This window comes from Clostridia bacterium, assembly GCA_014360065.1.
In the GTDB taxonomy this organism is placed as follows: Bacteria; Bacillota; DSM-521; order Neomoorellales; family JACIYF01; genus JACIYF01.
On record JACIYF010000034.1, the window covers coordinates 1 to 26,002 of the forward strand.

Below are 26,002 nucleotides of genomic sequence, written 5' to 3' on the forward strand. Positions count from 1 at the left end.
TTACAAACTTCTTTTCTTACCCCGGGGGCTGACCCAAAAAACCAATCTGGGGTGGTGCGCCTGTTCTCCGGCGTGGCCCACCACGCCCGTCGCAAAACTCTCTCCCCTAGCCACAAATCGGGGCAGTGACAATCAGTTTAACCTCCTACCCCATAAATGCGTCCTTGACCCGGTTAAAAAAACCTTTCTCCTTCTCCCTGTCTTTCCTCGAGCTCTGGCTCTCCCGACTGAGGCGATCAAACTCCCTCAATAGCTCTTTCTGCTTTTCGGTGAGATTGGTGGGGGTCACCACCCGCACCTTAACCCGCTGATCGCCGCGGCCGTGGCCTCTGAGCCGGGGGATGCCCCTGCCGCGCAGCCGGAAAACCTGCCCGGTCTGGGTGCCTTCAGGCACCTTGATAGTGGTTGGGCTCCCGTCAATGGTCGGCACTTCCACCTCCGTGCCCAGCGCTGCCTCCACCAACGACAGCGGCAATTCCATCACCACATCGTCGCCTTCTCGCCGGAATAGCTTGTGCGGCCGCACCGATATATATACGAATAGGTCCCCCGGAGGGCCTCCCCTTTTCCCGGCCTCGCCCTGGCCAGGCAGGCGGATCTGGTGGCCGGTATCGACTCCAGCCGGAATCGTAAACTCGATCCGGCGGTGGCGCTGCACCTGCCCCCGGCCCCGGCACTCCCGGCAAGGCTTCTCCACCACCTTACCGGTGCCACCGCAGCGCTGACAGGTGGTAATGGTCTGGAAATGACCGAATGGAGTTGCCTGGGCATGCCTTATTTGCCCAGTTCCTCCACAAGTCGGGCAACTGACCGGCGCAGTGCCAGGCTCGGCTCCATTGCCTCCGCACCGGGGGCAAGTCTCGGTACGGGGGACCTGGAGCTCTTTTTTGGCGCCGAAAGCAGCTTCCTCAAAGGATATATCCAAATCCATCCGCAAATCCGCGCCCCGTTCTGGACCAGGGCGGCGACTCCGGGCTCCTACTCCGCCTCCAAAAAACATGTCAAACAGGTCGCCCAAGCCACCAAAACCGCCCAAATCCTGGTCGGCACCAAAACCGCGGAAGTTGCCAAAGCCGCCAAAATCGCCAAACCCTCCCGCCCCAGCTCCGTCAGCCATGTGTCCAAACTGGTCATACTGGGCACGCCGTTGCGGGTCGCTTAAGACATCGTAAGCCTCTTGAACTTCCTTGAACTTCTCCTCGGCCTCTTTGTTGCCCGGGTTGAGGTCGGGATGGTACTTGCGGGCCAACTGGCGGTAAGCCTTCTTAATCTCCTGCTCCGATGCATCCCGGGATACTCCTAATACCTCGTAGTAATCCCGCTTGGGCATAAGCGTGCCGCCTTCCTAGTGTCAGAATTACTCCTTGACCTCATAGTCAGCATCGGTCACGTTACCTGACCCTGGACCTTCGGTGCCAGTGGCTTGCCCGGCTCCCGGCCCCCCGGCGGCTCCCGCACCGCCAGCCGCCTGACCGCCCTGGGCTTGGGCCTTTTGATATACCTTGGTAGTAACCGTATACAGAGCCTGAGAAAGGGCCTCCGACTTCTGCCGAATGAGGTTGATATCCTTGCCCTCTAGCGCTTTTTGCAGCTCGTCCCGGGCTTTGGTGATTTTCTCGACATCCTCTTTATCGATCTTGCCTTCTAAATCCTTTAAGGTCTTGGTAGTCTGGTAAACCATGGCGTCAGCCTGGTTACGAGTCTCGGCTTCTTCTTTACGTTTCTTGTCCTCCTCCGCATAGGCCTCGGCGTCTTTGATCATGCGCTGGATCTCCTGTTCCGACAGGCCACTAGAGGAGGTGATGGTTATGGCTTGCTCCTTTCCAGTAGCTAGGTCCTTAGCGGAAACATGAACGATGCCGTTAGCATCAATATCAAATTTGACTTCGATCTGCGGCACTCCCCGGGGCGCAGGTGGTATTCCCGTTAGCTGGAACCTGCCCAGGGTCTTGTTGTCAGCCGCCATGGGACGCTCGCCTTGAAGCACATGGATCTCCACCGTAGTCTGATTGTCGGCAGCGGTGGAGAAAATCTGGCTCTTGGAAGTGGGGATGGTAGTATTGCGGTCAATGATGCGGGTAAAGACGCCCCCTAAGGTCTCAATGCCAAGGGACAAGGGGGTAACGTCCAAGAGCAAGACATCCTTCACTTCCCCGGCCAGCACCGCCGCCTGGATGGCCGCTCCCATGGCCACGCATTCGTCGGGATTGATGCCTTTGTGTGGTTCCTTCCCGGTAATCCGGCGCACCGCCTCCTGGACTGCCGGCATCCGGGTGGCCCCGCCGACCAGAATTACCTTGTCGATCTTATCCGCAGTTAGGCCTGCATCCTGCAGGGCCTGGCGCATGGGCCCAACCGTCTTTTCCACCAAATCGGCGGTCATTTCTTCAAATTTGGCCCGGGTGAGGTTGAGGTCCAGGTGCAACGGTCCTTGGTCAGAAGCGCTTATGAAGGGCAAATTGATATTGGTGGTGGTAACGCCAGAGAGCTCGATCTTGGCTTTCTCAGCCGCATCCTTAAGGCGCTGCATGGCCACCCGATCCTTAGACAGGTCGATGCCATGCTCCTTCTTGAACTCAGCCACCATCCAGTCAATAATGCGCTGGTCGAAGTCGTCGCCGCCCAGGTGGTTATTGCCGCTGGTGGCTTTGACCTCAAATACTCCCTCGCCCAGCTCAAGGATGGAGACATCAAAAGTCCCGCCTCCCAGGTCGTAGACCAGGATAGTCTGGTCTTCCCCTTTGTCCAACCCGTAGGCCAGGGCGGCAGCAGTAGGCTCATTAATAATTCGCAGCACTTCCAAGCCAGCAATCCGGCCAGCATCCTTAGTGGCCTGCCGCTGGCTATCAGTAAAGTAGGCAGGAACAGTAATTACCGCTTGGGTAATCTTTTCTCCCAAGTAAGCTTCGGCATCAGCCTTCAGCTTCTGCAAGATCATAGCTGAGATCTCCTGGGGAGTATACTCCTTGTCATCGATCTTTACCCGATAGTCTGAGCCCATGTGCCGCTTTATGGATACTACCGTGCGCTCCGGATTGCTGATGGCTTGCCGCTTGGCAGCCTGCCCCACCAAACGCTCACCGGTCTTGCTAAAGCCAACTACTGAAGGCGTAGTCCGCCCCCCTTCAGCGTTGGGGATGACTACCGCTTCTCCGCCTTCCATAACCGCAACGCACGAGTTGGTGGTGCCTAAGTCTATACCAATTACTTTAGGCATGGCTATCCCCTCCTTCAGCATTTACTTCGCCATTATTAGATGCATTGGTCCCTGGTTCTGCCTCCGGCTCAGCTTCTGCCTTCGGCTCCGGTTCTGGCTGCGGCTCTGGGTTGAGTACTTGGCTTCCCACCTTAACCCGAGCTGGGCGCAGAACCCGATCTTTGAACCAGTATCCTGTTTCATATTCTTCCAAAACCATATCGATACTTACCGCCTCGGGAGACGCATCCTGATCCTGGTCTTCCCGAGCCATGGCCTCGTGGCATCGAGGGTCAAAAGGCTTCCCTACCGCCTCCATTCTCTTTAGCCCGGCTGCCTCCAAAATACCGTTTAGTTGCCGATAAATCATCTCTACCCCGGCCCGGAAGGCGCGGTCAATCTCGCTTCCCGTAGCTGGCTTCTTGGCCTGGGCTAGCGCCCGGCCAAAATTGTCCAGCACCGGCAACAGCCTCTCCACCAGGCCACAAGCTGCATATTCCCGCAGCTCCTCCTGCTCCCGTCGCATCCGCTTGCGGTAATTATCGAAGTCGGCCTGCAAGCGCTGCCACTGGTTAAACAAGGCCTGATAGCGCTCCTCTTGTTCCTTAAGCCGGCGCTCCAGCTCCTCCACCTGCTCCTTTTTGACCATCCCAGCTTCTGGGCCTATGTCCTCGGTGGTTTCCACCTTCTCTTCATGGCCTTGGCTGCTTTGGGTGGGTTGGTCCTCTTCATTGATTGCCTTGGCCTCACCGGCTTGGTCCTGCCTCTTCTTCTTTCCCAAACCTACCCCTCCTGACTCAATAAAGGCTAGTGCCGCTAGGGCACCAGCCTCCTGACGGTCTTCTTTGGCTCTTACCAATTTCTAACCGAACAGCTCGGTCAAAGTCTCAGATAAGACGCTAGTGGTATACCTCACTGCCGGTAGAACCCGGGAATATTGCATCCGGGTGGGTCCCAATACCCCCAACGTGCCTACAGTCCGCCCGCCGATGCGGTAAGTAGCTGTAACTATGCTACAATCATGGATGACATCAAAGAGATTCTCTTCTCCGATACGGACGGTTATCTGGTTATCGGAGGCCTCTCGCAGGAGGTAGCGCAAGTGGTTCTCATCCTCAAACAGCCCAAATAGAGCTTCCAGGCGATCTGCCCGCTTGAATTCCGGCTGGGCCAAAATGTTGCTGGTGCCGCCCAAGTACACCTTTTCTTCCTGGCTATCGATCAGGGCCTCCTTGAGGAGCTTTAAAACCTCCCCCAGCACTTGGCGCTGCCTAGTCACCTGTAGCTGCAACTCGCTCAGGTTCCCACCTATGATTTCCTGGATCGATTTGCCACGGACGCAGTCGGTAAGCTCGTTGGAGAGCCTCTCCAAATCCTCGGGATTGATGGAGGTAGAGAATTCCACCAGCTGATGCTCCACCATGCCCGAAGTAGAGACTACCAGCAACAGGGCCCGGGTAGGAGCAAGGGGAATAAGCCGAAGATACTTGAACTTACCCCCATCCAGGCGCGGCTCCAGCATCATGGCCGTATAGTTGGTAATGCGGGACAATAGCTGCGTAGTCAAGCTCACTATTTCTTCGATTTCCTTCATCCGCTTGGCGTACCAGGCCCGAATAGTAGCCTTTTCAGCCTGGTCGAGCTCACGATCTTCCATCAGCCAGTCTACGTAATACCGGTAGCCTTTATCCGAGGGAATCCTGCCAGCTGAGGTATGCGGCTGTTCGATATAGCCCATTTCCTCCAAATCGGCCATTTCATTGCGGACAGTAGCTGGGCTTACCCCCAGGTTGTACCGCCTACAGATAGCCCGGGAGCTTACCGGTTCCGCAGTGGCAATATAATCCTGGACAATAGCCTGCAGTATACGTCGCTTGCGCTCATCCAGTTGCATGCCCTTCGCCCCCTGATTAGCACTCTTAGGTGGAGAGTGCTAAGGCTTCTCTCTCAAAGTAACACTTGCCCATGTGGTTGTCAAGATGTATGCGGCCTAAACAAACCGGCAAAAGACTTCATTGGCCACCGGTAGCGCCAGCTGGGTGAGCCGCAACCGGTCTCCAGCTCTTTCCAAAAGCCCGCCGTCCAAAAGCTCGGCAATGGCCTCACCAAAGACATCTTCGGGACCAACCCCAAACCGGTGGGTGAAATCAGAGCAGCTCACCCCATTCAGCAGCCGCAAACCCAAAAACATAGTCTCTTCCATCCGCTCCCTCACGGTCACGGGTTGGCGGTCGGCCACCGGCAACCGGTTGGCCTCTAGGCTCTCACAGTACCTGGTCAAAGAGGCCAAGTTGCTCCACCGCCAGCTACCCGGGCCTCCGGTCCCAATGTCTCCCTCCCAACTAGAGGCAGCGCCGGCGCCCAAGCCCCAATAGGGTCGATTGTGCCAATATAAGAGGTTGTGCCGCGACTCATAACCTGGTCGAGCGTAATTAGCAATTTCATAGTGGTGGTAACCATGCTGGGTAAGGGTTTGAACCGCGGCCCAGAACATGGCCAGGCTAGTATTCTCGTCTGGAAGGGCCAGCTCCCCCCGTTTAAAAGCTCGAGCCCACCGGCTAGGCCCATCCATCCCCAGGCCATAGATAGATATATGCTCAGGCCCTAGATCGATGGCCGCCCGCAACGTGGACTGCCACTGGCCCAGCGACTGCCCCGGCAGCCCGTAGATTAGGTCCAGGCCCACATTAGCGGCATCAGCCTCTCGCAATTGTCGGAAGGCCTCTATCGCCTCTCGGGCAGTATGGGTGCGCCCCATGGCGGCCAAAAGCCCATCATCGAACGATTGCACTCCTAAAGACCAGCGGCTCACTCCGGCCTCTTTCAGAACCAATATCTTCTCCGGGTCCAAAGTGCCAGGATTAGCTTCAATGGTGATCTCTTCGATGACGGGAGCACCGGTAGCACATGGCTGAGCCATATCCATGGGGGAGATACTAAGCCCGCCGGTGGCTGGTTTGGGGTTGAACAGCGAGGTCATGGATGCTGGCCCGGTAGGCGGCTGGACAGTAGGGAGAAAAAGGCGCTGCCTTAGGTGGACCAATAGTTTCGCCAAGTCCTGGGTAGCCAAGAAAGTCGGAGTCCCGCCGCCGATGTACACCGTCACCGGTCGCTCCGGAGAAGTAGCCGGCCAGAAATGGGCGGCCAGGTCGATTTCTTTCTTCAGGGAATCTAGGTACCGCCTGACCACTTTCCGGGAGGGCCGGGCATAGCTGACAAAGTCGCAGTAAGCGCAGCGGCGAAGGCAAAAAGGCAGGTGTATATAGATGCCCCATGCTGCCAAGTTTAGTCGCCTCCGGTCCTCAGGACCGCCATAAATGCTTCCTGGGGAATTTCCACCTTGCCGACCTGCTTTAACCGCTTCTTTCCCTCTTTTTGCTTTTCCAGGAGCTTTCGCTTCCTGGTCACATCGCCGCCATAACATTTTTCCAGGACGTTTTTGCGCAGGGCCTTGACCGTTTCCCGGGCAATGATCTTGTTGCCAATAGCTGCCTGGATGGGCACCTCAAACAGCTGCCGGGGGATGACTTCCTTGAGCTTCTCAGTTACGGCTCGAGCCCGGGCGTAGGCTTTATCGCGATGGACGATCCAGGAGAGGGCATCCACCGTCTCACCGTGGATAAGGATGTCCATCTTTACTAGGTCCGACGGCCGGTATTCCTTGAGTTCATAGTCCAGGGAGGCGTAACCGCGGCTGCGGGATTTTAGCCGATCAAAGAAATCATAGATGATTTCTGCCAGGGGCAAATCGTATTCCAGCATCACCCGGCCTTGGCTCACGTACTCCATTTTAATAAAGACCCCCCGTTTCTCCTGGGCGAGCTCCATCACCGGCCCCACATAATCGGAGGGCACCATGATCGTCGCCCGCACGAAGGGCTCGCTGATGGAGCTAATCTCGGTTGGGGGCGGGAGCTTGGTGGGATTGTCGATCCATACCACTTCCCCATTGGTCTTTTTCACCTCGTAGACCACGCTGGGGGCAGTGGTAATTAGATCTAAGCCGTATTCGCGCTCCAGGCGCTCCTGGACAATCTCAAGATGCAACAGCCCTAAAAAGCCGCAGCGAAAGCCGAAGCCCAAGGCCCCAGAGGATTCTGGCTCAAAGGACAAGGAAGCGTCATTGAGCTGAAGTTTCTCCAAAGCCTCCCTTAAGTTCTCAAAGTCGCGACTATCCACCGGATAAAGTCCGGCAAACACCATGGGAACAGCCTTGCGATAACCTGGCAGGGGCTGGTGGCAAGGCCGGCTGGCCTCGGTAATGGTATCCCCCACCCGAGTATCGCGAACGTTGCGGATGCTGGCGGTCAGAAACCCGACCTCGCCAGCCGCCAATTCCTCCACTGGGCGCGGAAAAGGAGTAAACACCCCCAGCTCGTTCACCAAGAACTGCTTGCCTGAGGCCCAAAGCCTGATCTCCATCCCCACCTTGAGAGTCCCGTCGACGATGCGAATGTAGGGAATCGCCCCTTTATAAGAATCGTAGTTGCAGTCAAAGATCAGGGCCTTGAGCGGAGCCTCGGCATCGCCTCGAGGAGGAGGGATGCGTTTGACGATGGCCTCCAGGATGGCCTCAGTTCCCTGGCCGGTCTTGGCTGAGGCCAGGATGGCGTCCCGGCCGTCCAGGCCTAGTATTTCCTCCAGCTCCTGCCTCACCCGATCCGGATTGGCGCTAGGTAAATCGATCTTGTTGATAACCGGTATTATCTCTAAGTTGTGGTCGATGGCCAAGTAGGCGTTGGCCACAGTCTGAGCTTCAATCCCCTGGGAGGCATCAATTACCAGCAAGGCCCCCTCGCAAGCCGCTAGGCTGCGGGAAACCTCATAGGCAAAGTCTACATGACCAGGGGTATCGATGAGGTTTAAGACGTAATCCTTGCCATCAGCGGCCCGGTAGTTGAGCCGCACCGCCTGCATCTTGATGGTGATCCCCCGCTCCCTCTCAATATCCATTTGGTCCAGAAGTTGATCCACCATCTCCCGCTCCGGCACTGCCCCCGTATACTCGAGCAGGCGGTCAGCTAAAGTGGATTTGCCATGATCGATGTGGGCAATTATACAAAAGTTTCTGATTTGACTTAGAGGTACTCCCATACCCGCTAGCAATCCTTTCCCATCCTGTCTAACCCTACCTTAGAATCCGCCCCCATTAGGCTTAGTGCCCGCGGTGGCGGACTAGACGCGATTTGATCATATCGATTACCAGCTCCGGTTCCTGCATGCGCATGGCCAGGGTGACCAAGCCATAAACTATCACTCCGGCGGCCATAGCCCCCATCACCTGGATGGCCTGACCCGCTTTGGTGACTACCCCAACCTCCGCCCCTAGGTAGCTAGCCACCCAACCTACTACTATCCCCATTATAATCGATGCTAAGAGGCTCTGGCTGAAGGATCGGATGATGGCCGCACCGCCCAACGGACCAGCCCTGCGCCTCAGCAGCCCCAATAAAAGCAGCAGGTTGAAAATCCCCGCCAAAGAGTAAGCCAAGGCCAAACCGCCATGCTCCAGATAACTAATCAAGAGGATGTTCAAAGCAATATTGAGGGCGATGGTGACTACGCCCACCGTCACCGGGGTACGGGTGTCATGTAAAGAATAGAAGGCTCGGTTGAGCACCTGGGTGGCACCGTAGGCAAAAAGGCCAAGAGAATAGAAAAACAAAGCATAAGCCGTAGCCTGGGTAGCCTCGGCAGTGAACTTGCCCTGTTCAAAGAGAAGGCGGATGATGGGGGTGCGCAAAGCAATCAAACCCGCAGAGGCCGGCAAGGTGACATACAGTACCGAGCGCAAGCTAAGAGACAAGGTGCGCTTGAATTCGTTTATCTCCCCTCGGGCCACCTGGGCAGTCATGGTGGGAAATGCCGCTACCGCCACCGAGATAGCAAAAATGCCGATGGGCAGCTGCATCAGCCGCTGAGCCGTGCGCAGAGCGGCCACCAATCCGCCCGAAAGGTGAGAAGCCAAGTTCTGGTTAACAAACAAGTTGAGCTGGGTAACCGAAAGCCCGATCAACACGGGAAAGATGAGCTGGGCCACCTTCCTCACCCCGGGGTGGCGCAGGTTGATGCGAGGAGTGTAGACCACCCCCAGGCGGAGCAGGGCAGGGAGCTGCACCAAGACTTGCAGGGCTGCCCCGGTAACCACGCCGATGGAAAACCCGGCAATGCCTATATAGGGAGTGAGAAACCAGCCCACGGTTATGATGCCGATATTGTACAGTACCGAGCCCAAGGCCGGGTAAAAGAAATTGCGGTAACTGTTGAGGATAGCCATGGTGATGCCACCCAGGACCATAAACATGACCTGAAAGAACATGATCCGGGTAAGGATAACCGTCAAGTCCAGGGTAGCCGGATCGAAGCCCGGCACCAACAGTTCGATCAGCTGGGGGGTAAAGGTCATCCCCAAGGCAATCCCCAAAACCAATAGGATCACCAGCACGTTGAGGATGGTGCTGGCTACTTCCCAAGCCTCATTCTCCCGCTCCGTAGCTATGTAGCTGGAGAAAACCGGGATAAAGGCGGAGCTCAGAGCTCCCCCTACCAGAAGCATATACAGGAAGTCGGGAATGGAGAAGGCAGCATTGTAAGCATCGGTGAGGCGATTCTGCCCAAACAGGGCGTATATGACTACCTCCCGGACATAGCCCAAAATGCGCGAGGCAATGGTAGCTAGCATAACTATGCTAGCGGCTTGGGCTACCCGGGTGGATTGGCCCGGTTTCATACGCGTCAAGGAGCTCCTTTCTAACTAAACGACCAAGAATCACCTCATCATTATACCACTGGAGGCTAATAGCTAAGTCACTTTTTGCCCCGAGTCAGTCTCAATTAGTCCCTTGAGCACCGCTGCCAATAGCTCGGCCGAATAGTAAGCTTCCTCCAAGGAATTAGCCGCCGATCCCACCTCGATGAGGATGGCGTGGGGGTGGAGGTGTTGGTTATACCTGCCATCCTGGACCCTGACCCCCCGAAGCAGCCCTGGATAGGTCAAGTTCATTTTTTCCGCTAGCTTCTCAGCAAAATCGCGGTTTTCCTTCCAGTGCGGGTGCTTGAGGCGCTTATCAGTGCCCACCACCAGCAACACTGGGGCCGCCCGCTTGCCGTCGATGGTGACGGCCCGCCTTTGGCCCAGAGCGGCATCCCGATGCACGTCAATAACCACCTGGATGCTGGGGTATTTAGCCAAGACTGACTTCACCGTCTTGGCCGACTGAGCATAGGCTAGCTCCCAGTGCGGGTAGTCATGGATAGTAGAGGATAGAACAACTGGGATCTTATATTTCTGCCTCAAGGTGTCCGCCAGGTGCTTGGCCACCTTGGTAACCCCCGCTGCCTGTCCCTCCAGGCGATCCTGGCCCTCACTGGGCTGGTAGGCTTCGGCGTTGTGGGTATTGTAGATGAACACCAACGGCTGCTGGGCACCGCCGGCATCCGAGCCTGGTTTATCTTCGCCGGCCGGTTGGGCGCTGGGCGGAGGCGAATTTGGCTCCGCCTTAGGTGGCGAAGGAGGTAGAGGCGAGGGTGGGGACGATGGGGACGACGGCGATTCCCCAGGAGGTTCCTCGATCCAGACTGGGACCTGGGTTTTAAGGAAACTGGGCTGGCTCAAATGTACCCCGGTCAGGGCGTAAAACGCCGTTTGGGCTAGTCCTAGATAAGCCGTCTCCGCCTCATCTTCGCTTAAAGGTGCCACCGGCAGGGTTTGCTCCAAAAGGCGGCGATAAGTGCCCTCCGAGAAACCCACCAAATGGCAGGCTCTGGCCACCCAAGAGCTGGCCTGGTCCCAAAAGCGGGCCGGGGCCGGAAAAAGTGGCGGTCGAGGTAGCCTGGAGAATACAATCACCCCACCTATGAGAGCCATAATTAAGAGCAAAGTATGAGCCCGGATAGTTACGGTTACAACCTTTCTCCGGTACAACCTGTCCCCCTCCCTTGGCCAATCCTATGCGCCAAGCCCCCAGTTTATGCCCCTTATGCCCCGGCTCGCCTGCCCGGACCAAAGCCAGGAAGATTGCCCCATGCGGCCAGCCCCGCAACCAGGCATGAAAAAGGAAGCACTCAACTCACTGACCTGAGCTTGGGATCCACGCCATAGGCAGCAAAATATTTGCAGGGCCGTAGTCCTGTGGTTGGTTGAGTGCTGGGCGCGCAGGATTACGGAACGGAGGAACAGCGCCCCAGTCGGCAATATATGTTTTTTGCAGGAGGAAAGAAGAAAGCAGGGGAGGAGTTTGACCTCCTCCCCTAGCGGCGCCGGGAAGCGCCTGCTGGACCTCTAAGCCATGCTCAGAGATTAGGTATGGGCAAGTTCGGTGGGGACAAAAGCATCCACGAAGCCAATGACCAGCGCTGCCAGCAGTGCCCCTAGGACGTTAACCGATAGGTAGGTAGGAATTATGAATTGAGCCAGATAGATAACCACGGCCGAGACGATAAACCCGACGATGCCGCGTCGGCCCGGGGAAATATTGGGGCCAAATAACCGCTCCACCGCCCATCCCAAGGCAGCAATTACCACCGCCGCGATCAATGCCCCGATGAAGCCGGCCACGCGGATTCCGGGTAAAAGCCAGCCAATGATCATGAGCACCAGCGCTGAGACAATAAAGCGAATGGCCACACCCGTCCAACCTTGCATAGCCATACTCTCACCTCCTCTGGCTGTTAGCATTCCCGGAGTTTTCCTTTCTATGCATGACCAGCCTATGAGGGGCCGAGGCAAGCTAAAAAGGAGAGCGGCCCGTCGCTAAAGCCGGGTGCCCTTAAGGTTTAGCTCTGGAAGGGAAGTAGTCTATACCGGGATCTTTCGGGAAACCCGCCGCTGCCAGGCCCGTATACCTAAGCCTACGCCCAGCAGCAAGAAAACCCCGCCACCTATGACCAGGGGGAGGTGGTCGCGGATAGCCACTAGCCACCCACCTGGTGCTGCTGGCGGCTGCTCAGTGGGAGGCTGGGTAACCGAGGCACCCGGACTGGGGGTCTGGTCGCCCAGACCTGGACCTTGACCTGGACCGGAACTGGGCCTTAAGCCTTCAGTGGACCCGCCAATGGCCCCACCGGTCCCCGGAGGAAGGAGCAAGGGCTCACCTCCACCTTGACCGGGAATAAAGCCAGATGGCGGAGCAGGAGATGGCCCTGGAGGCACTGGACCCGGAGGTATTGGGCCCGGCGGGGGCGGATTGGGTGGAAGCGGTGGACCGGGCGGTGGCTCCACCGGACCAGTCGGCGGCTCCACCGGAGGTGGCCCGCTGCTTCCCAGCACCAAGGCGCTGAAATTAAAGGCAAAGGCCACGCTCTTACCCTGGTAGGCGTCGCCGGATCCGGCCGGCAGCCCCACCTGGAAGCGCAAAGTCTCTTCGCTATTGGGGACCAAGGTACCCATGACCTGGTCGCTTAGCTCCGAGAGGCGCCCTTGATAACGCCAAGCCTCTTGGCCATCCTTTATCCCTAGTATCTTCAGCTCCAAAGCGCCAAAAAGCAAGTCATCACCATTGGCTTTAGCGGCGCTGGCATAATAGCTGTAGGACTGCGACCCTTGGTTGCGCACTACCAGCGTGCCTTGGGTGCTGGTCCCAGCTTAGGCTTGGTTTACGGTCACCAGGGGGGCAGGATTGAGAAACGTAAGGCCCTCATCTCTGATGACCAGCACCGGAGGGCCAGAGCTGGCCGCCATGGCCGAGCCGGCCCTAGGCTCCAGCTGACCAGAGGTCGGCGCTGCCGAAGCCCCGGCGATGCCGAGCACTGCCACACCCAATACCAAGATAGTAATCGATCGTCGCATCGCTTTTCCCCCCTGCTAACTCAACTCCGCCCTCATGCGCCTATCAAGCCGTCCCTGCTGGGGCCCTACCTGCAGGCTTGCGGCCGGGCCGGCTACCTGGCCCGGCCGCCCCCACTGCCCGCAACCATTATGAAGCTAAGTTGGACTAGCCTTTCACGCCTCGGGCTTGGCTGACCTCCGTCAACATCTACTGGGGAGCGTCAACATAAGCCCAAGTAGGGTAGGCGTTATCTTCGGTGCCTCCGGCACTAATGATGATCTGTACCTCCTGGCCCAGATGGCCGGACAGGTTAAGATTTATGGTTTGCCAGCCCGTGCTACTCACAGAACCCTCGCCATGACCAAACGCCTCAGTATGATAGGAGGCAATGACGGTCCCGCCCGCCACTACCTTGACTTGATACTCAAAGTTATCGTATCCCTCATAGTCATAGGTAAAGATATTGTAGGCAAAGGTCAAGGTGGGAGCCAACACGGTAAAGGTCTGAGAAACCTTGTTATCGCCAATGGGCTGGGGGCCTACGTTATCGCCCAAGCGCAACATCTTGCTCCCCCGCTGAGGCGAGGTGAAGGTATCAGCACCTACTACGGCCACCGAATCGGCCGCAGCTAGCGTGGTCCAGCCGGTTAGATTGCCCAGCTCAAAGCCGGCATTGACCAGGTTAGGGTTGGCCGGAGCATTGTTCACCTGGCCAGCATTGAACACAAAGTCGATGGTGCAGGACTTACCCTGCAAGGCATTGCCGGCGCTCCGGGGTAGCTTGATGTCGAAAGTGACATTTTCGCCCGTCCCGGCAGCCAGGTTAAGGTTCAACACTAGACCCACCACCGAGCTCAAGGGCTGATCGGCACCACCATTGATGGAGACCTTCAGAGCATCGTAAAGATCGCTGTCCCCACCGGCCTCTTGGGCAGTAACCATATACCAAAAGGGCAGGCTACCCAGGTTCTTAACGTTGATGGTATAGGTGTAATGATCCCCAGGTTTAGCATTAGCAAAGGTCATGGTACCGGTGTTGGCCCCGGCATTGGCGGCCCCAATGATCAGGGTACCAGTGGTAAAGACATTGTTAGCATTCTCAGCTTGGCTGGTGAACCAGATCAATAGTCTGGCGCAAGTGCCGGGGTGCCGTACCTACCCGCAAGCAACCATCAATTGGCGCCTCCAAAACCGTCTCCACACTCACCTTGGACAAATCAACCAGGGCAATGACTAAAGTGAAAGGACAAGCGCTCTTCAGCGCTTGGATGCGACCGGGATCAGCTTGGCTGTCATCCAACCAGTAGATGATCACGTCGGGGTGTAGATGGCGAACCTCCTTCAGCCCCTTGGCCTTCTCCCAGCCGCCTAAGACATGGAGATCGGGATGGCCGCCAATACTAGCCCCGATGCCGGCTCGCTGGGCTTCCGTACCCCCGACTACAGATCCGCAATAAGCCCACATTCCTACCTCCCAAAAGCGTAGGCGCAGAAAACTCGCCCGGTTTATTACAGTTAGGTGGGGATGATGGCGGTCATGGGGGATACACGCCACCGCTAACCGCTAAAATTATACTACTTTTGAACGAATAAACCAAATCAAATTTTCATAACCTGGAATTCCAACTATATGATACTAACGGAAAGCTATCTCGATCCTGGCCCCAATATAAGGACTTGGCCGGGCCTTTTCTACTAACACACTTTCTGTTACATTTACTTTTCTTGCCTTTTGTCGAATCCCGTGCTACAATACCCTCTGTACACAGAACCGGGTTAGGAGGTGAACCAACAAATGCCCAACATCAAGTCCGCAGCCAAACGAGCCGAGCTGGCCCGGGTCCGAACCCTACGCAACTCTGCTATCAAGTCGCGGATGAAGACCGCCATTCGCAAGTTCAATGCTGCGCTAGCCAGCAAAGATAAGCAGCAAGCTTGGGATTCCCTCATCCAAGCGGTTATTGCCATCGACAAGGCCCAAGCCCAAGGCACCATCCATAAGAATGCCGCTGCCCGGTATAAATCCGGCCTCTACCGCCGGTACAACTCGGTTATGCAATAGCCCGGCTCAACTAAAAGGCGAGGGCACAAGCCTTACGAACGAAAAGCCTTTGGCCACCCAAGGTCAAGGGCTTTTTCATTTTATTGGCAAGGTTAGACAGGTTAGGCCTGGCTCTGCTTGCTCATACTAACCATGAGTAGCCGCACCTAACTTTTACAAACCGGAAAGGAGGAATAACTTGTCCCCAAAAAGAGCTAAGACTCAAAGCGAGATTGCCCGGGAGCAGGCCGAGCGGCAACAGCAGAACCAGCAAAACCAGCAGATTTCAGCTCAAGCCGGACTTGGGGGTGCAGCCCAAGGGGCGGCCGGCGGAGCTGGCATGATGGCTGGGACGGCACAAGCTGCCGGCACCGCCACAGCGGGCACTGCCGGAGCCCAGGCTAAGGTCGATACCTCCCAGGCTGGCGGGGCCTATGGCGGCGGCACCGTGGGCAAAAACACCTCCGAAGCCGCTCGCGAGCAAGCCGGAATGCAGAATGCCCGCGAGCAGCAAACCCAGGAAAACGTTCAAGCTTCCACCCAGGCCGGCCTCAAACAATAGGCCGCCAAAGCAAAAGCCCCTCAGCTCGAGGGGCTACATAAAGTAACCTAATCGCCGATTCTATGCACATAGGTCAATTACAGCCAGCTCCAGCGCCTCCTTGGGTTCTGCTCCCCCCTTAAGGGCCAAGTCGAGCTCAAGCAGGCGCTCTAAGCTTCTTGCTAATTGCTCGGGGCTAAAAAGCCGGGATTGCCTTTGTAGCTTTTCCCGCTCAAACGGTTTTAGCTTTAACTCCTCGGGCTGCTCCTTGAGCTCAAAAGCTAGCTTAGTCCACAACAGGAGCCGTACCTGCCGGGCTAACATGAAGGCCACCCGCACCGGAGGCTCGCCCCAAGCCAGGATGTCGTCTAAGGCTGCTAAAGCCTTAATGAGGTTTTTCTCCCCCACCGCATCCAAAAGCTTAAACACGCTGGTCTCGCCCTTGGAACTTAAGACCTCCCGCACCATAGTTGGGGTGATTACTTTGGCATCTCCGGCAAAGGCAAACAGCTTCTCCATCTCTTGGCGCAAGCGGGTCAGATCAATAGGAGAACCCACCTGGGACCACAGCTCAGTCCAGGCCTGAGGTTCAAGCTCGTGGCCGGCTTCCTTAGCCCAGCGGCGGGCCCAAGCCATAGCTTGATCGCGGCTAGTATCCAGCTGGACGATCGCAAAGGAACGAAAGGCCTGGCGGCGTAGATCCGGTTTTCCCCCATACCACCAAACTAAGCAAGTAGAGGGATTGGGAGCGGCCAGGTAGGATTCCAGCGCCCGGCTTTCAACCTCCTCGGGGTGGCGGCTACCCTTCACTATCAGCAGCCGACGGGAGGACAAGATGGGTGGGGTATTGGCGGTCGCCAAGATGTCCTGCCAGGTCGCCTGTTCCAGTTCATAAACGGAGAGATTAAAATCCTCGGTGCCCGCGGTCAGCGCCTGGGCTTTTATTGCCCCGATAAATTCCTGGGCCAGGTAGTCCTCCTGCCCTTCTAAAAGGTAAGCGCTGGCGAGATTCCCTCGGCGCACCAGATTGAGAGCCTCCTGGAAATGCATGGTATTTCACCTTCTTCCGGTCCAGGATTAATTATAAGCGATTCCGGTGCCGATGGCATGGGAGTTTCCACATGGACAGCGGTTGGGGTTAGAGTTAAAATCTGGGTAAAGGCAAGGGAATCTTGAGAGGGGAGGGAGTAACTGAAGTTGGGTGGGTTGGATTTAAATGCTGGCCTCGAGCAGCTACTTCGGCAAATAGACCCATATCTTAGCCATGCTCCGTCCATAGCTTACTTCTGCACCTATGTGCCGCCGGAAGTAATTGCCGCTTGCGGTGCTCGGCCGATGCGCATTTTTGGCCTTCCCAAGCCTCCTCTTCAGGCCGACCGCTTGTTGCCGCGAAACCTCTGCCCCTACGTTCGTAGCTGCCTGGAAACTCTAATGGCCCCTGGTACCATTCAGGGCCCTATCGCCGGCGCCATCTTCGCCGGCTCATGCAATGCCATGATGCAGCTGGCCGAAGCCTGGCGAAAGTACGCAGCCAAAGGGCAAGGGTTCTTTTTCTATCTGGATCTCCCTCATAAGAGCACGGTGGGGGCAAGAGACCATTATGCTCACAATCTTAGGGCACTGGCCCGGTCACTCTCCGCCTTTCTAACCGAGGAATACGGCCAGCCTTTGCTATCAGAACCAGAGCTAGACCTAAGGATACGTTTAGCCATTGAGCAATACCAAGAAGTACGTCGAAGCCTGGTGGGGCTCTATCAACTTCGCCGACGCCAAGACATCCATCTTCAACCTGGGTTGGTGGAAGAAGCAGTGGCTGCCGCCATGAGTTACCAACCTAAAGCTTTCCTCAAAGCCTGGGAAAACAGCGGCATCTCCCTAGCCATTCAACACGCTACCGGTCAACTTGGCGATGATCGTTGTTTCGGCAACGACCATAAGGTGCGCCTTCTTTGCACCGGCAGCATCTTCTGGCCAGCTTGGCTTCGGTTTCTAGACCAAAACGGTGCCGAAGTGGTCTACGAGGATTGTTGCCTGGGGATCCGCCCTCTGCTTTTGGCCGAAGGCGAAAGCGGAGGCGTGGCCTGCCCGCAGGGTGGCTTGGAAGGGCCTGCACCGGCCCGCCCAGATGATCCCTGGAAGTGGCTGGCTAGCTCCTATTTGACTAAGGTACCCTGTAGCCGCATGCTCTCCTCCGCCCAGCGAGCGGATAGGCTGCTTTCAGCAGTCAAGGAATATCGAGCCCAAGCGGTGATCTATTATGCCCTCAAATTCTGTGACTTTGCCCTCTACGACTACCCGTACTTCAAGGAAAAGTTGGCCCAGGCTAAGGTGCCATTGCTTTATCTGGAAAGCGACTACACCATTAGCGCTCTGGGGCAACAAGCTACCCGAGTCGAGGCTTTCATGGAGATGCTGGCTATCGGTCAGGCAGGTGCTCGGTAAATGGCCAGTTTTAACTCGGTAGTCCGCAACCAACTGGTCCGTTGGGGTCCAAAGATGCTGGGATACCGGTTCACTTACCGGCTAGCCAGGTGGCTTTTGGCCCTGTCTCGTGCCCTGGAGCCAAGGGGGAGCTCGCGAGCGGCAGGCTGGTTGACTGCCCAGGCCATGCTAGACCTGGCCCTCGACCAGGCTGAGGCCGCCTACGCTCAGGGGAAAGCAATTTGGACCACCGCTTTCTTCCCCACCGAGTTAGTTTATGCCTTTGACTTCATGCCCCTTCCCATCGAGGTAGTAGCGGCAGTAATCGCGTCCATGGGGTTGGCACCCCAGATGCTGAACCAAGCTGATAGAGAATGGTACTCCCATGACCTCTGTTCGTTTCACCGCTGTGCCTATGGTTGTGCCCGCTTGGGGTACCTACCCCGCCCCCGGGCCATGCTCTCCAGCAGCGCCATCTGTGATGGCGGCCCTAAGCTGTTTCGCAACCTGGAGCATCTCGAGCAGGAGGGCATGGCGGCTTCCACTTCCGCCCCAGCTCATTTCCTGCTCGACGTTCCGGTGCTGACTGGTACAGATGACCTTACTAGCGCCGTAGCCTATGTAGCAGACCAGCTTAAGGAGGCCAGCGCCTTTCTTGAGGAGCTCGCCGGCCATCGGCTCAGTCTAGAAAAGCTTAAGCAGTCCTTGTGGCTATCCAATCAGGCCCGCCAATGGGCGGTCAGCGCCAACCAGCTGCGGCAGCGCTACCCAGGAGCTATCTCCGGGCAGGTGACCTTGAACCTATTGGCGGTAGTCTTTGGCGGCTTTGGCTCGGACCGAGCTCGAAAGGTTTACCAGACCCTATACCAGGAAATCGCCTCCTCAAGCCCCAGACCGACCCGGGAATCCGAGCTCTCTCGGCTGCTCTGGCTGCATGTGCCGCCTTACTACCCCCACGATATCATCACATCCTTGGAGAAGGAGTTGGGCGCGGTTATTGCTTTTGAGGAACTGAACGACGTTTACTGGCCGCCCCTGGACCTGGAGCGGCCCTGGGAGAGCTTGGCCCATAAAGTCCTGGCCCACCCCAGCTACGGTCCCCCAGTCCGGCGCCTTGAGCACATCTTGCGCCTGGCCGAAGACTACCATGTTGATGGCGTAATCCAGTACTCCAACTGGGGGTGCCACCAAGCTGGGGGCAGCGCCCTCATGATCCAGCAGGCCTTGCGCGAACAAGGCCTACCTATGCTGGTAATCGATGGCGACTGCGTGGATCCCAGGGACCAGAGCCCAGAACAAGTCCGTACGCGGCTGGAAAGCTTTATGGAAGTCTTGAAAGGAAGGCAGCAAAGTGAAGTTAGTAGCCGGCATTGATATCGGGTCCCTTTCCACCGAAGTGGTGCTCATGGAGGCGAATTCAAACCGCTTCCGTGAGGCTAAGGAGCCCGGCCCTGAGCACCTTGCGGCCGGGAACCCCAGGCTTGGGCGGCTAGATTCCATCTTGGCTTTCAGCGTTGTTCTTACCGGTGCCAACATCCAGAAAGCCATGGAGCAAGCCTTAGAGGCGGCTCTAGGAAAAGCCGAGGTTGACTTTTCCCAAGTAGAGGCGGTGGTAGCCACCGGTTACGGGCGGCGCATGGTCAGCTTTGCCCAGCGAACGGTTACCGAAATTACCTGCCATGGCCAGGGAGCTCATTACCTGTTTCCGCAGGCTCGGACCGTCATCGATGTGGGCGGGCAAGATAGCAAAGTAATTCGGCTGGGGCCGACGGGTGAAGTGGTGGATTTCGTAATGAATGACAAGTGTGCTGCCGGAACCGGCCGTTTCTTGGAGGTAATGGCCCGGGCATTGGAAACCGATATAGTCGGCCTGCACCGCCTGGCCGATCGGGCCCGCCAAGCCGCCAGCATCAGCAGCACCTGCACCGTCTTTGCCGAGTCAGAAGTAGTCTCCTTAATTGCCCAGGGGCGAAGCCGGTCAGAAATAGCCTTAGGCCTTTTGCAGTCAGTAGCGGCCAGGATCGCCGGCCTCGCTGGCCGGGTGGGAGTAGAACCGCCGGTAGTAATGACTGGAGGGGTAGCCAAAAGCAACGGCATCGCCCGCATTTTGGGAGATATTTTGGGAACACCCATCCTGGTCCCGCCCGAGCCGCAAATTGTGGGAGCCCTAGGGGCGGCCCTTATAGCCCGGCGGATGGTGGCTCATGAGGAAACCAACATTTCCTAGCGCTGATGCCTTTGGCTGACCTCAAACGGGCACGAGCACGCCTTGCGGTGGCACCATTTCCCCCTGCTGACTCGATGTTGATGAGTTCGGGCCCGCTTCCGGACCGCTCGCCCAGAAACCGGGTACTGCCTGCTGAAGCGATGTTGATGAGTTAGGAACTCCCCAGGATGGCTGCGGCAGGTCAGGGCCCACCGGCACTCAGGAAGGGCTGGATCAGCAGGCGATCGGGGCGGGCAATTACGGTGATGGCCCCTTGGCGATCGGTACGGTAGACTGGTACCCGGCGCTGGGCCCAGTAATTTAGCACCGCCGGGGCCGGATGGCCAAAGGAATTATCCTCCCCTACCTGGATTATCACCGCCTGGGGGTTGACTGCTTCCAGAAACTTGGGATCTAACCCCCCGGCGCTGCCGTGATGGGGATAAAGTAGGATGTTGCTAGCCAGCGTTTGTGGCGCTTGGTTCCCCAGGCGACCTAGCAGCTCTTCCATTCCCTCCTTTTCCAAATCTCCAGGCAAGAGCAGGCGAAAGCGGCCATAGGTCAGCTGCAGCACCAGGGAGAAGTTGTTGCTGCCCTTCTTTGCGCCGGAGGGACCGGCCAGGGCGCCGGGGCTGGCCCCAGTGCTGGAGAAACCGGCGATAGCGCCGGGCCCGGCCGAGCCATCCCCGGTCCTGGAACCCGCAGCCTGGGGGTGGAGAGCAGTAACGGTTAGGCCCGGTTCGGCATACAAGCACTGGCCGCCGGTGAGAGGGCAGATCTCGGTCCCCCGGCTGGCACAAGCAGCAAATAAGCCGGCATATTCGCGGGCAGAAACCAGCGCCCCCGGCACTGCCAGCCTGGATGCCGGCAAATGCTCCACCACCGCCTCCAGGCCCTGGAGGTGGTCGGCATCTGGGTGGGTGCTAATCACCCAATCTAGATTTCTTACCCCTTGCCGCACCAGGAAGGGAACTACTATCTTCTCGCCCACATCAAAGCCGTTGTCAACCCCCGGGAGGCCTCGGTTCTCCTTCCCTAGGGATGGGCGCCAAGGGAGGCCGCCGCCGTCAATCAGCAGTTTCTTTCCGGCCGGAGTGCTGATGAACACCGAAGAGCCTTGTCCCACATCCAGGAAAGTCACCTTGAGCTCAGGTGGGCGCCACAGGGGCAAGATAGTGAAGATTATTAGGACCACCGAGGTCGCCCCTCCCGCACCTAGGGCTAGCCGCCGCCGGTACCTCAGCCAGCGTACCTGAAGCCAAGTTTCGCCCCGGTTAAGGCCGAGCCAGACCATTAGGACCAGCACCAGGTAGTAAAGGGCGATAGCAACCGGCGCCGGGCTAGCCACCGGCAGGCTAGCCGCAGGCAGGCCCCGGATCCAGGTCGCAACCCGGTCCACCAGCTCCAGGATCGCCCCCGCCCCCACCAAAGGCGGCGCTGCCAACGGCGACCAAATCACCGCCAAGATAAAGCCGGCTAGGCCAAGGATTACAGCTATACCCACCAGCCAGACCAAGGCCAAGTTGGCCAGGATCCCCCAGGGGGAAGCCAGATTGAAATAGAATGCCACCAAAGGTAGGACGGCTAGTTGCGCCCCTAAAGGCACGGCTAGAGCCGATGATGCCCAACCGATAACTTTGCGGCCAGCCATCCCCAACCTCGGTCCGGCCAACCGCTCGGCCATATGGTCGGCCCCATCGCCTATGGCCCGGCTCAGGAAGATGATGCCCCAGGCGGCCGCAAAGGAAAGCTGAAAGCCGGGTTCAAAGAGCTCCCAGGGATTGGCCAGGAGCAGGACCAGAGCGGCCAAGGCTAAGGAATTATAGCTATAGGCCTGACGATTGAAAGCCCTTCCCCCCAAGCCTACTAGCGCCATTACCGTAGCCCGGGACACCGAGGGTGTAAATCCGGCTACCGCCGCGTAGAACAGTACTCCTGCCGCTGTCAAGGCTGCGGTAGGGATACGGCCCAACCCGGCCAGCTGGCAGAGAATGGTCAGAAACAGCAGCACGAAGCCCAGGTGCAAGCCGGAGACGGCGAATACATGGTAGAGGCCCAAGTTCTTGTAGGTATCTATTTGGCTCGTCCCCAGCATCTCCTCGTCGCCAAAGAGCACGCCCTGAAGCATCCCGGCGCTAGAGGCTGGCACCGCCGCGGTAATAGCTTTAGCCACCCTAGCCTTGGCGGCTAAAGCCAGGCCGATCCAGGGGTTAGTGGGAGCCTTGCCGACCACCTTTATCGCCCCCGGCTCACCTACGGCCAAGGTGGTAAAGATGCCGCGCCGGCTTAAGTATTTCGCATAATTGAACTCGCCCGGATTGCGGGCCGGCGACGGGGCTTTGAGCTGGCCATGGACCACCACCACGTCCCCATAGCTAAGCTTAGGCCCTTGGCCGTAGATGCGAAGCTCCACCTTCTCGCCGACGTCAAGGCGCCACTCTCCCTGTTTAATCCTCTGCGCCGCAAGCACGTAAACGCTGCGATTGGGGTAAAGGCGGGGCTCCTCGGTCACTACTCCAGTTAGATCCAAAAAGGTATGGGTATGCCGAAGCAGCAAAGAAGGCGGAGGCTGGTTTACGGCCATGCCCAGGGCGCCCAAAAGAAAAAACAAGGCCAACAACAATGGGGTGATTGTTACTAGACGGCGCCAGCTCCAAAAACTGATGCCGGCTAGCGCCAAGGCCGCCAGCCCCAGTCCCCAGGGAGGCAGGGGAAGCAATGGGTGCGCTAGTACGCCGGCGGCATAAGCCAGGGCTATGGGCAAAAGCGGCGCCGAAAGCCAGAGCGAAGGCATGGTCGTCCCTTCTTAGCTCCTTTGATCGATCCCTTCCACCAGGATGAGGCAGAAAGTTTTAGCTTATTAGTTAGCTTATAAGATGGATGCTCTCCGGGGGAAGGCAAACCTGGCACCACTGGCCTATGGCCAAGTGGTATTTTTCGCTGGCGTGCCTAGGGATCAACATCTCCAGGTCATAGCTACCTCCCGAGCATTGAAGGAACACCCGGTACAAGGCCCCCTCCGGCAAACATTCCACTATCCGGGCGCGCAAGGTATTGGGTTTGGGCGCCTCGGGGTTGGATTTCCTCTCCGGTAGAAGCAAAATGTCCTCGGGGCGGATGCCAAAGCAGACTTCCCGACCCGGAGGAAGCTCAGCATAGGGGAGTTCCACCGTAAATTTTTCTCCCCGGACCTTCAGCCCTATCTGGGGATGGGCACTGAGTACCTGACCGTCAAAAATATTCTTCATGCCCACAAAGCGGGCCACCTGCCGGTTGTTGGGCCGGTAGAACACTTCCTCCCGGCTTCCCACCTGCAGGACTCGGCCATCGACTACCACCGCCACCCGGTCGCCCAACATAAAAGCTTCCTCTAAAGAATGGGTAACCATCAAGGTGGGAACCTGGAACTGGCGGCGCACCCGCACCAAATCCATCCTCAGCTTGTTGGCGATGATATTATCTAGGGCGCTTAAAGGCTCATCCAGAAGCAGCACCCGGGGCTCAATGATGAGGGCTCGGGCCAAGGCCACCCGTTGGGCCTGGCCCCCGGAGAGCTGATCTACCGAACGGTGTTCTAGCCCTTCCAGGCGCAAGAGCTGGAGCAGCTCCCTTACTTTCCCTTCCGCTTGTCTCCGCCCCTGGCGGCTGAGTCCGTAGACGATGTTGCCAAAAACATCCAGATGAGGAAATAAGGCCGGCTTTTGAAACACATATCCCACCCGTCGACGATGAACCGGAAGCATAACCGGATCTGGTTCGTCGGCAAAGAATACCTGGTCATCGCAAACGATCCGGCCAGCGTCTGGCGTGAGCAACCCTGCCACCAGATTCAATATGGTAGATTTGCCCGCTCCCGACGGGCCCATCAGCACTAACAATTCGTTGCCAACTTCTAAATTGGCCTTGAGCCTAAAGCTGCCCAATCGCTTTTCAACTTCCAGCTTAAGCATGGCTTTTCTCCTGCTCATACCTGCGACCTATTCCTGAGCGAGTGAGCCAGCGCACGGCCAGCAATACCCCAAAGGAGAGCCCGATCATCAGGGCAGAAATAGCTAAAGCTGCCTCGAGGTCGCTTTCCATGGCCGTATAGACCGCTAGCGGCAAGGTTTGGGTCCGACCAGGGAGGTTGCCGGCAAACATGATGGTAGCGCCAAATTCTCCCAAAGCCCGGGCCCAGGCCATGACTACCCCTCCCAGGAGCGAGGGAAAAGACAAGGGCAAAGTTATGCGCCAAAAAGTCTGCCCCCTGGACTTACCCAAAGTAAGCGAGGCCTGCTCCAGAAATGGGTCCACTTGGGCAAAGCCGGCCCGAGCCGAGCGGATAAAAAAAGGGCCGGCCACAAAGACCTGGGCCATAACCACCGCCACCGCGGTAAAGGTAATGTTGATGCCCCAAGCAGCCAAGTACTGGCCCAAAAGGCCCCTACGCCCAAAGGCCATCAACAAAGCCACACCCGCCACTGAAGGCGGCAACACCATGGGCAAGTCCACCAGGGTGTCGATGATCTCCCGGCCCCAAAAGCGGGTCCGGGCCAGAGTATAGGCCAAAGGCAGGCCCAAGGCGACTACGATAACGGTGCTGATGACCGTAGTAACGGCGCTAAGCCGCAGCGCTTCCACGACGATGGGCTTGCGGAAGCTAGCCAGGATCTCCACCATTGAAGTGCTGGCAAAAACCGAGACTACCGGCAACATGATAAAAACTACAAAAACTAAGCTAACCGCCAAGGCCCACCAGCCAAAGGCCTCCTTTGGTTTCCTTAAGGCCGGGCGCACTCCCCTGTTTCCCCCTTAAGGATTTCAATGCCGTGGGGCAGGGCCGGAAGAATGGCCTGCAAGCACTCGCGAACCGCTTTAGGGCTCCCCGGAAGGTTGATAATCAGGGTTTGGCCCCGAGTAACCGCCATGGCCCGGGAGAGCATGGCCCGCGGGGTCTTTTGTAGGCTAGCCCAACGCATGGCCTCGCTTATGCCTGGGACTTCTTTCTCCATCACTTCCCGGGTAGCCTCAGGGGTGACATCCCTGGGCCCCAGCCCAGTCCCGCCGGTAGTAAAGATGAGATCCGCCTGGGAACACATCTCTTTTAGCTTCTGCACCAGGATATCCTTTTCATCGGGCACCAGCTCATAGGCCACCACTTCCGCGCCGATGCTGGCCACCTCATCGCGGATGGCCTGCTGGCTTAAGTCCTCCCTTTCTCCCCGGGAACCTTTATCGCTGGCAGTAATGATGCCTACCCGAATCATCAGCCCACCACCTCAATGGGATCGCCCACCGCCACCGGTCCGCCTTGAAGCACTGCCATGAAGATCCCTTCTTTAGGCATAATACAGTCTCCAGCCTGATAGTAGATGGCGCAGCGGCCATGGCAGACCTTGCCGATCTGGGTTATTTCCCCAATCACCTGCTCCCCGATCTTCAGCCGGGTGCCCACCGGCAACGAAACTAGATCGATACCCTCGGTGGTGATATTCTCGGCAAAATCGCCTGGCCCTACCTCAAGCCCCAAGCCGCGCATCTTGTTGATGCTCTCTATAGCCAGAAGGCTCACCTGCCGATGCCAGGGACCAGCGTGAGCATCGCCCGCAAGGCCCGAATTGGCTATTAGCACCCCGCGGCCGATGTTGGTCTTGCGCTCACCCTTCTTCTCACTTTGGCAGACAGCCACCACCCGACCGCGAGCTTTTAGTGCCTTGCCTGCTTGGTTAGTTTCCATACCCCCTACACCCTCCTTCAACATGTTAGATGCTTCCGAAACATTTCCCATGCCGGGGCGCTGGCGCCGGCTCCACATGGGCTCGCCAGCGATCCGTATGGCTCCCCCACCCCC

General features: G+C 57.6%; 24 protein-coding genes. 5 read left to right on the forward strand and 19 right to left on the reverse strand.

The window, feature by feature from the left end; translation table 11 throughout:
* Nucleotides 1-145: 145 nt before the first annotated feature.
* The 13 genes from dnaJ to H5U02_06955 form a co-directional block, all read right to left on the reverse strand.
* Complete coding sequence (gene dnaJ / locus H5U02_06895) at nt 146-1,330, reverse strand: molecular chaperone DnaJ (protein MBC7342162.1); 1,185 nt, start codon at nt 1,328-1,330, stop codon at nt 146-148.
* Nucleotides 1,331-1,357: 27 nt separating this feature from the next.
* Nucleotides 1,358-3,217 (reverse strand): molecular chaperone DnaK, encoded by a 1,860-nt coding sequence (dnaK, locus tag H5U02_06900; GenBank protein ID MBC7342163.1) that lies wholly within the window; start codon nt 3,215-3,217, stop codon nt 1,358-1,360.
* Nucleotides 3,210-3,977, reverse strand: a complete 768-nt coding sequence (grpE, locus tag H5U02_06905; protein ID MBC7342164.1) for a nucleotide exchange factor GrpE — start codon at nt 3,975-3,977, stop codon at nt 3,210-3,212. The genes dnaK and grpE overlap by 8 nt, the downstream gene beginning before the upstream one ends.
* A gap of 81 nt (nt 3,978-4,058) precedes the next feature.
* On the reverse strand, nt 4,059-5,090 hold the full coding sequence (gene hrcA / locus H5U02_06910) for a heat-inducible transcription repressor HrcA (GenBank protein ID MBC7342165.1): 1,032 nt from the start codon (nt 5,088-5,090) through the stop codon (nt 4,059-4,061).
* Between the two features lie 96 nt (nt 5,091-5,186).
* On the reverse strand, nt 5,187-6,479 hold the full coding sequence (locus tag H5U02_06915; protein ID MBC7342166.1) for a radical SAM protein: 1,293 nt from the start codon (nt 6,477-6,479) through the stop codon (nt 5,187-5,189).
* A gap of 2 nt (nt 6,480-6,481) precedes the next feature.
* Nucleotides 6,482-8,290 carry an elongation factor 4 gene (gene lepA, locus H5U02_06920; protein MBC7342167.1) on the reverse strand — a complete coding sequence of 603 codons (1,809 nt, stop codon included), beginning with the start codon at nt 8,288-8,290 and terminating at the stop codon, nt 6,482-6,484.
* A 61-nt stretch (nt 8,291-8,351) separates the two neighbouring features.
* Nucleotides 8,352-9,926, reverse strand: coding sequence for a murein biosynthesis integral membrane protein MurJ (gene murJ, locus H5U02_06925; protein ID MBC7342168.1), 1,575 nt, complete (start codon nt 9,924-9,926; stop codon nt 8,352-8,354).
* Between the two features lie 72 nt (nt 9,927-9,998).
* Nucleotides 9,999-11,120: a stage II sporulation protein P gene (locus H5U02_06930; GenBank protein ID MBC7342169.1), complete on the reverse strand. Its 1,122-nt coding sequence runs from the start codon at nt 11,118-11,120 to the stop codon at nt 9,999-10,001.
* Between the two features lie 375 nt (nt 11,121-11,495).
* The gene (locus tag H5U02_06935) at nt 11,496-11,840 is read right to left on the reverse strand and encodes a phage holin family protein (protein ID MBC7342170.1); all 345 of its coding nucleotides are present in this window, start codon (nt 11,838-11,840) and stop codon (nt 11,496-11,498) included.
* Nucleotides 11,841-11,993: 153 nt separating this feature from the next.
* A complete protein-coding gene (locus tag H5U02_06940; protein ID MBC7342171.1) occupies nt 11,994-12,749 on the reverse strand; it encodes a hypothetical protein in 756 nt (251 codons plus the stop codon).
* A 30-nt stretch (nt 12,750-12,779) separates the two neighbouring features.
* Nucleotides 12,780-12,983, reverse strand: coding sequence for a hypothetical protein (locus tag H5U02_06945; GenBank protein MBC7342172.1), 204 nt, complete (start codon nt 12,981-12,983; stop codon nt 12,780-12,782).
* 187 nt (nt 12,984-13,170) lie between these two features.
* Nucleotides 13,171-14,088 carry a hypothetical protein gene (locus H5U02_06950; protein MBC7342173.1) on the reverse strand — a complete coding sequence of 306 codons (918 nt, stop codon included), beginning with the start codon at nt 14,086-14,088 and terminating at the stop codon, nt 13,171-13,173.
* Nucleotides 14,063-14,428 carry a response regulator transcription factor gene (locus tag H5U02_06955; protein ID MBC7342174.1) on the reverse strand — a complete coding sequence of 122 codons (366 nt, stop codon included), beginning with the start codon at nt 14,426-14,428 and terminating at the stop codon, nt 14,063-14,065. Before H5U02_06955 ends, H5U02_06950 begins: the two co-directional genes overlap by 26 nt.
* 330 nt (nt 14,429-14,758) lie before the next feature.
* On the opposite strand from H5U02_06955, the gene rpsT reads away from it, so the two are divergent.
* Both rpsT and H5U02_06965 read left to right on the forward strand, forming a co-directional pair.
* Nucleotides 14,759-15,025, forward strand: a complete 267-nt coding sequence (gene rpsT, locus H5U02_06960) for a 30S ribosomal protein S20 (protein MBC7342175.1) — start codon at nt 14,759-14,761, stop codon at nt 15,023-15,025.
* Between the two features lie 178 nt (nt 15,026-15,203).
* Nucleotides 15,204-15,566, forward strand: coding sequence for a hypothetical protein (locus H5U02_06965; protein MBC7342176.1), 363 nt, complete (start codon nt 15,204-15,206; stop codon nt 15,564-15,566).
* Nucleotides 15,567-15,626: 60 nt separating this feature from the next.
* Here the strand turns inward: H5U02_06965 and holA are convergent, their stop codons facing one another.
* Nucleotides 15,627-16,595 (reverse strand): DNA polymerase III subunit delta, encoded by a 969-nt coding sequence (gene holA / locus H5U02_06970; protein MBC7342177.1) that lies wholly within the window; start codon nt 16,593-16,595, stop codon nt 15,627-15,629.
* A gap of 147 nt (nt 16,596-16,742) precedes the next feature.
* On the opposite strand from holA, the gene H5U02_06975 reads away from it, so the two are divergent.
* From H5U02_06975 to H5U02_06985, 3 genes are read left to right on the forward strand one after another with little or no spacing between them, the layout of a single operon-like run.
* Nucleotides 16,743-17,987, forward strand: a complete 1,245-nt coding sequence (locus tag H5U02_06975; GenBank protein ID MBC7342178.1) for a 2-hydroxyacyl-CoA dehydratase — start codon at nt 16,743-16,745, stop codon at nt 17,985-17,987.
* Entirely contained in the window at nt 17,988-19,340 is a 1,353-nt protein-coding gene (locus tag H5U02_06980; GenBank protein ID MBC7342179.1) for a 2-hydroxyacyl-CoA dehydratase, read from the forward strand.
* Entirely contained in the window at nt 19,318-20,193 is an 876-nt protein-coding gene (locus H5U02_06985; GenBank protein MBC7342180.1) for a 2-hydroxyglutaryl-CoA dehydratase, read from the forward strand. The genes H5U02_06980 and H5U02_06985 overlap by 23 nt, the downstream gene beginning before the upstream one ends.
* A gap of 181 nt (nt 20,194-20,374) precedes the next feature.
* Here H5U02_06985 and H5U02_06990 read toward each other — a convergent pair whose 3' ends face one another.
* The 5 genes from H5U02_06990 to H5U02_07010 all read right to left on the reverse strand — a co-directional run bounded on the left by H5U02_06990 (nt 20,375) and on the right by H5U02_07010 (nt 25,888).
* Nucleotides 20,375-22,966 (reverse strand): ComEC/Rec2 family competence protein, encoded by a 2,592-nt coding sequence (locus H5U02_06990; GenBank protein MBC7342181.1) that lies wholly within the window; start codon nt 22,964-22,966, stop codon nt 20,375-20,377.
* 70 nt (nt 22,967-23,036) lie between these two features.
* Complete coding sequence (locus H5U02_06995; GenBank protein ID MBC7342182.1) at nt 23,037-24,122, reverse strand: ABC transporter ATP-binding protein; 1,086 nt, start codon at nt 24,120-24,122, stop codon at nt 23,037-23,039.
* Nucleotides 24,115-24,867, reverse strand: a complete 753-nt coding sequence (gene modB, locus H5U02_07000) for a molybdate ABC transporter permease subunit (GenBank protein MBC7342183.1) — start codon at nt 24,865-24,867, stop codon at nt 24,115-24,117. Before modB ends, H5U02_06995 begins: the two co-directional genes overlap by 8 nt.
* A gap of 65 nt (nt 24,868-24,932) precedes the next feature.
* A complete protein-coding gene (locus H5U02_07005) occupies nt 24,933-25,418 on the reverse strand; it encodes a MogA/MoaB family molybdenum cofactor biosynthesis protein (protein MBC7342184.1) in 486 nt (161 codons plus the stop codon).
* Nucleotides 25,418-25,888 (reverse strand): MOSC domain-containing protein, encoded by a 471-nt coding sequence (locus H5U02_07010; protein MBC7342185.1) that lies wholly within the window; start codon nt 25,886-25,888, stop codon nt 25,418-25,420. Before H5U02_07010 ends, H5U02_07005 begins: the two co-directional genes overlap by 1 nt.
* Nucleotides 25,889-26,002 lie beyond the last annotated feature (114 nt).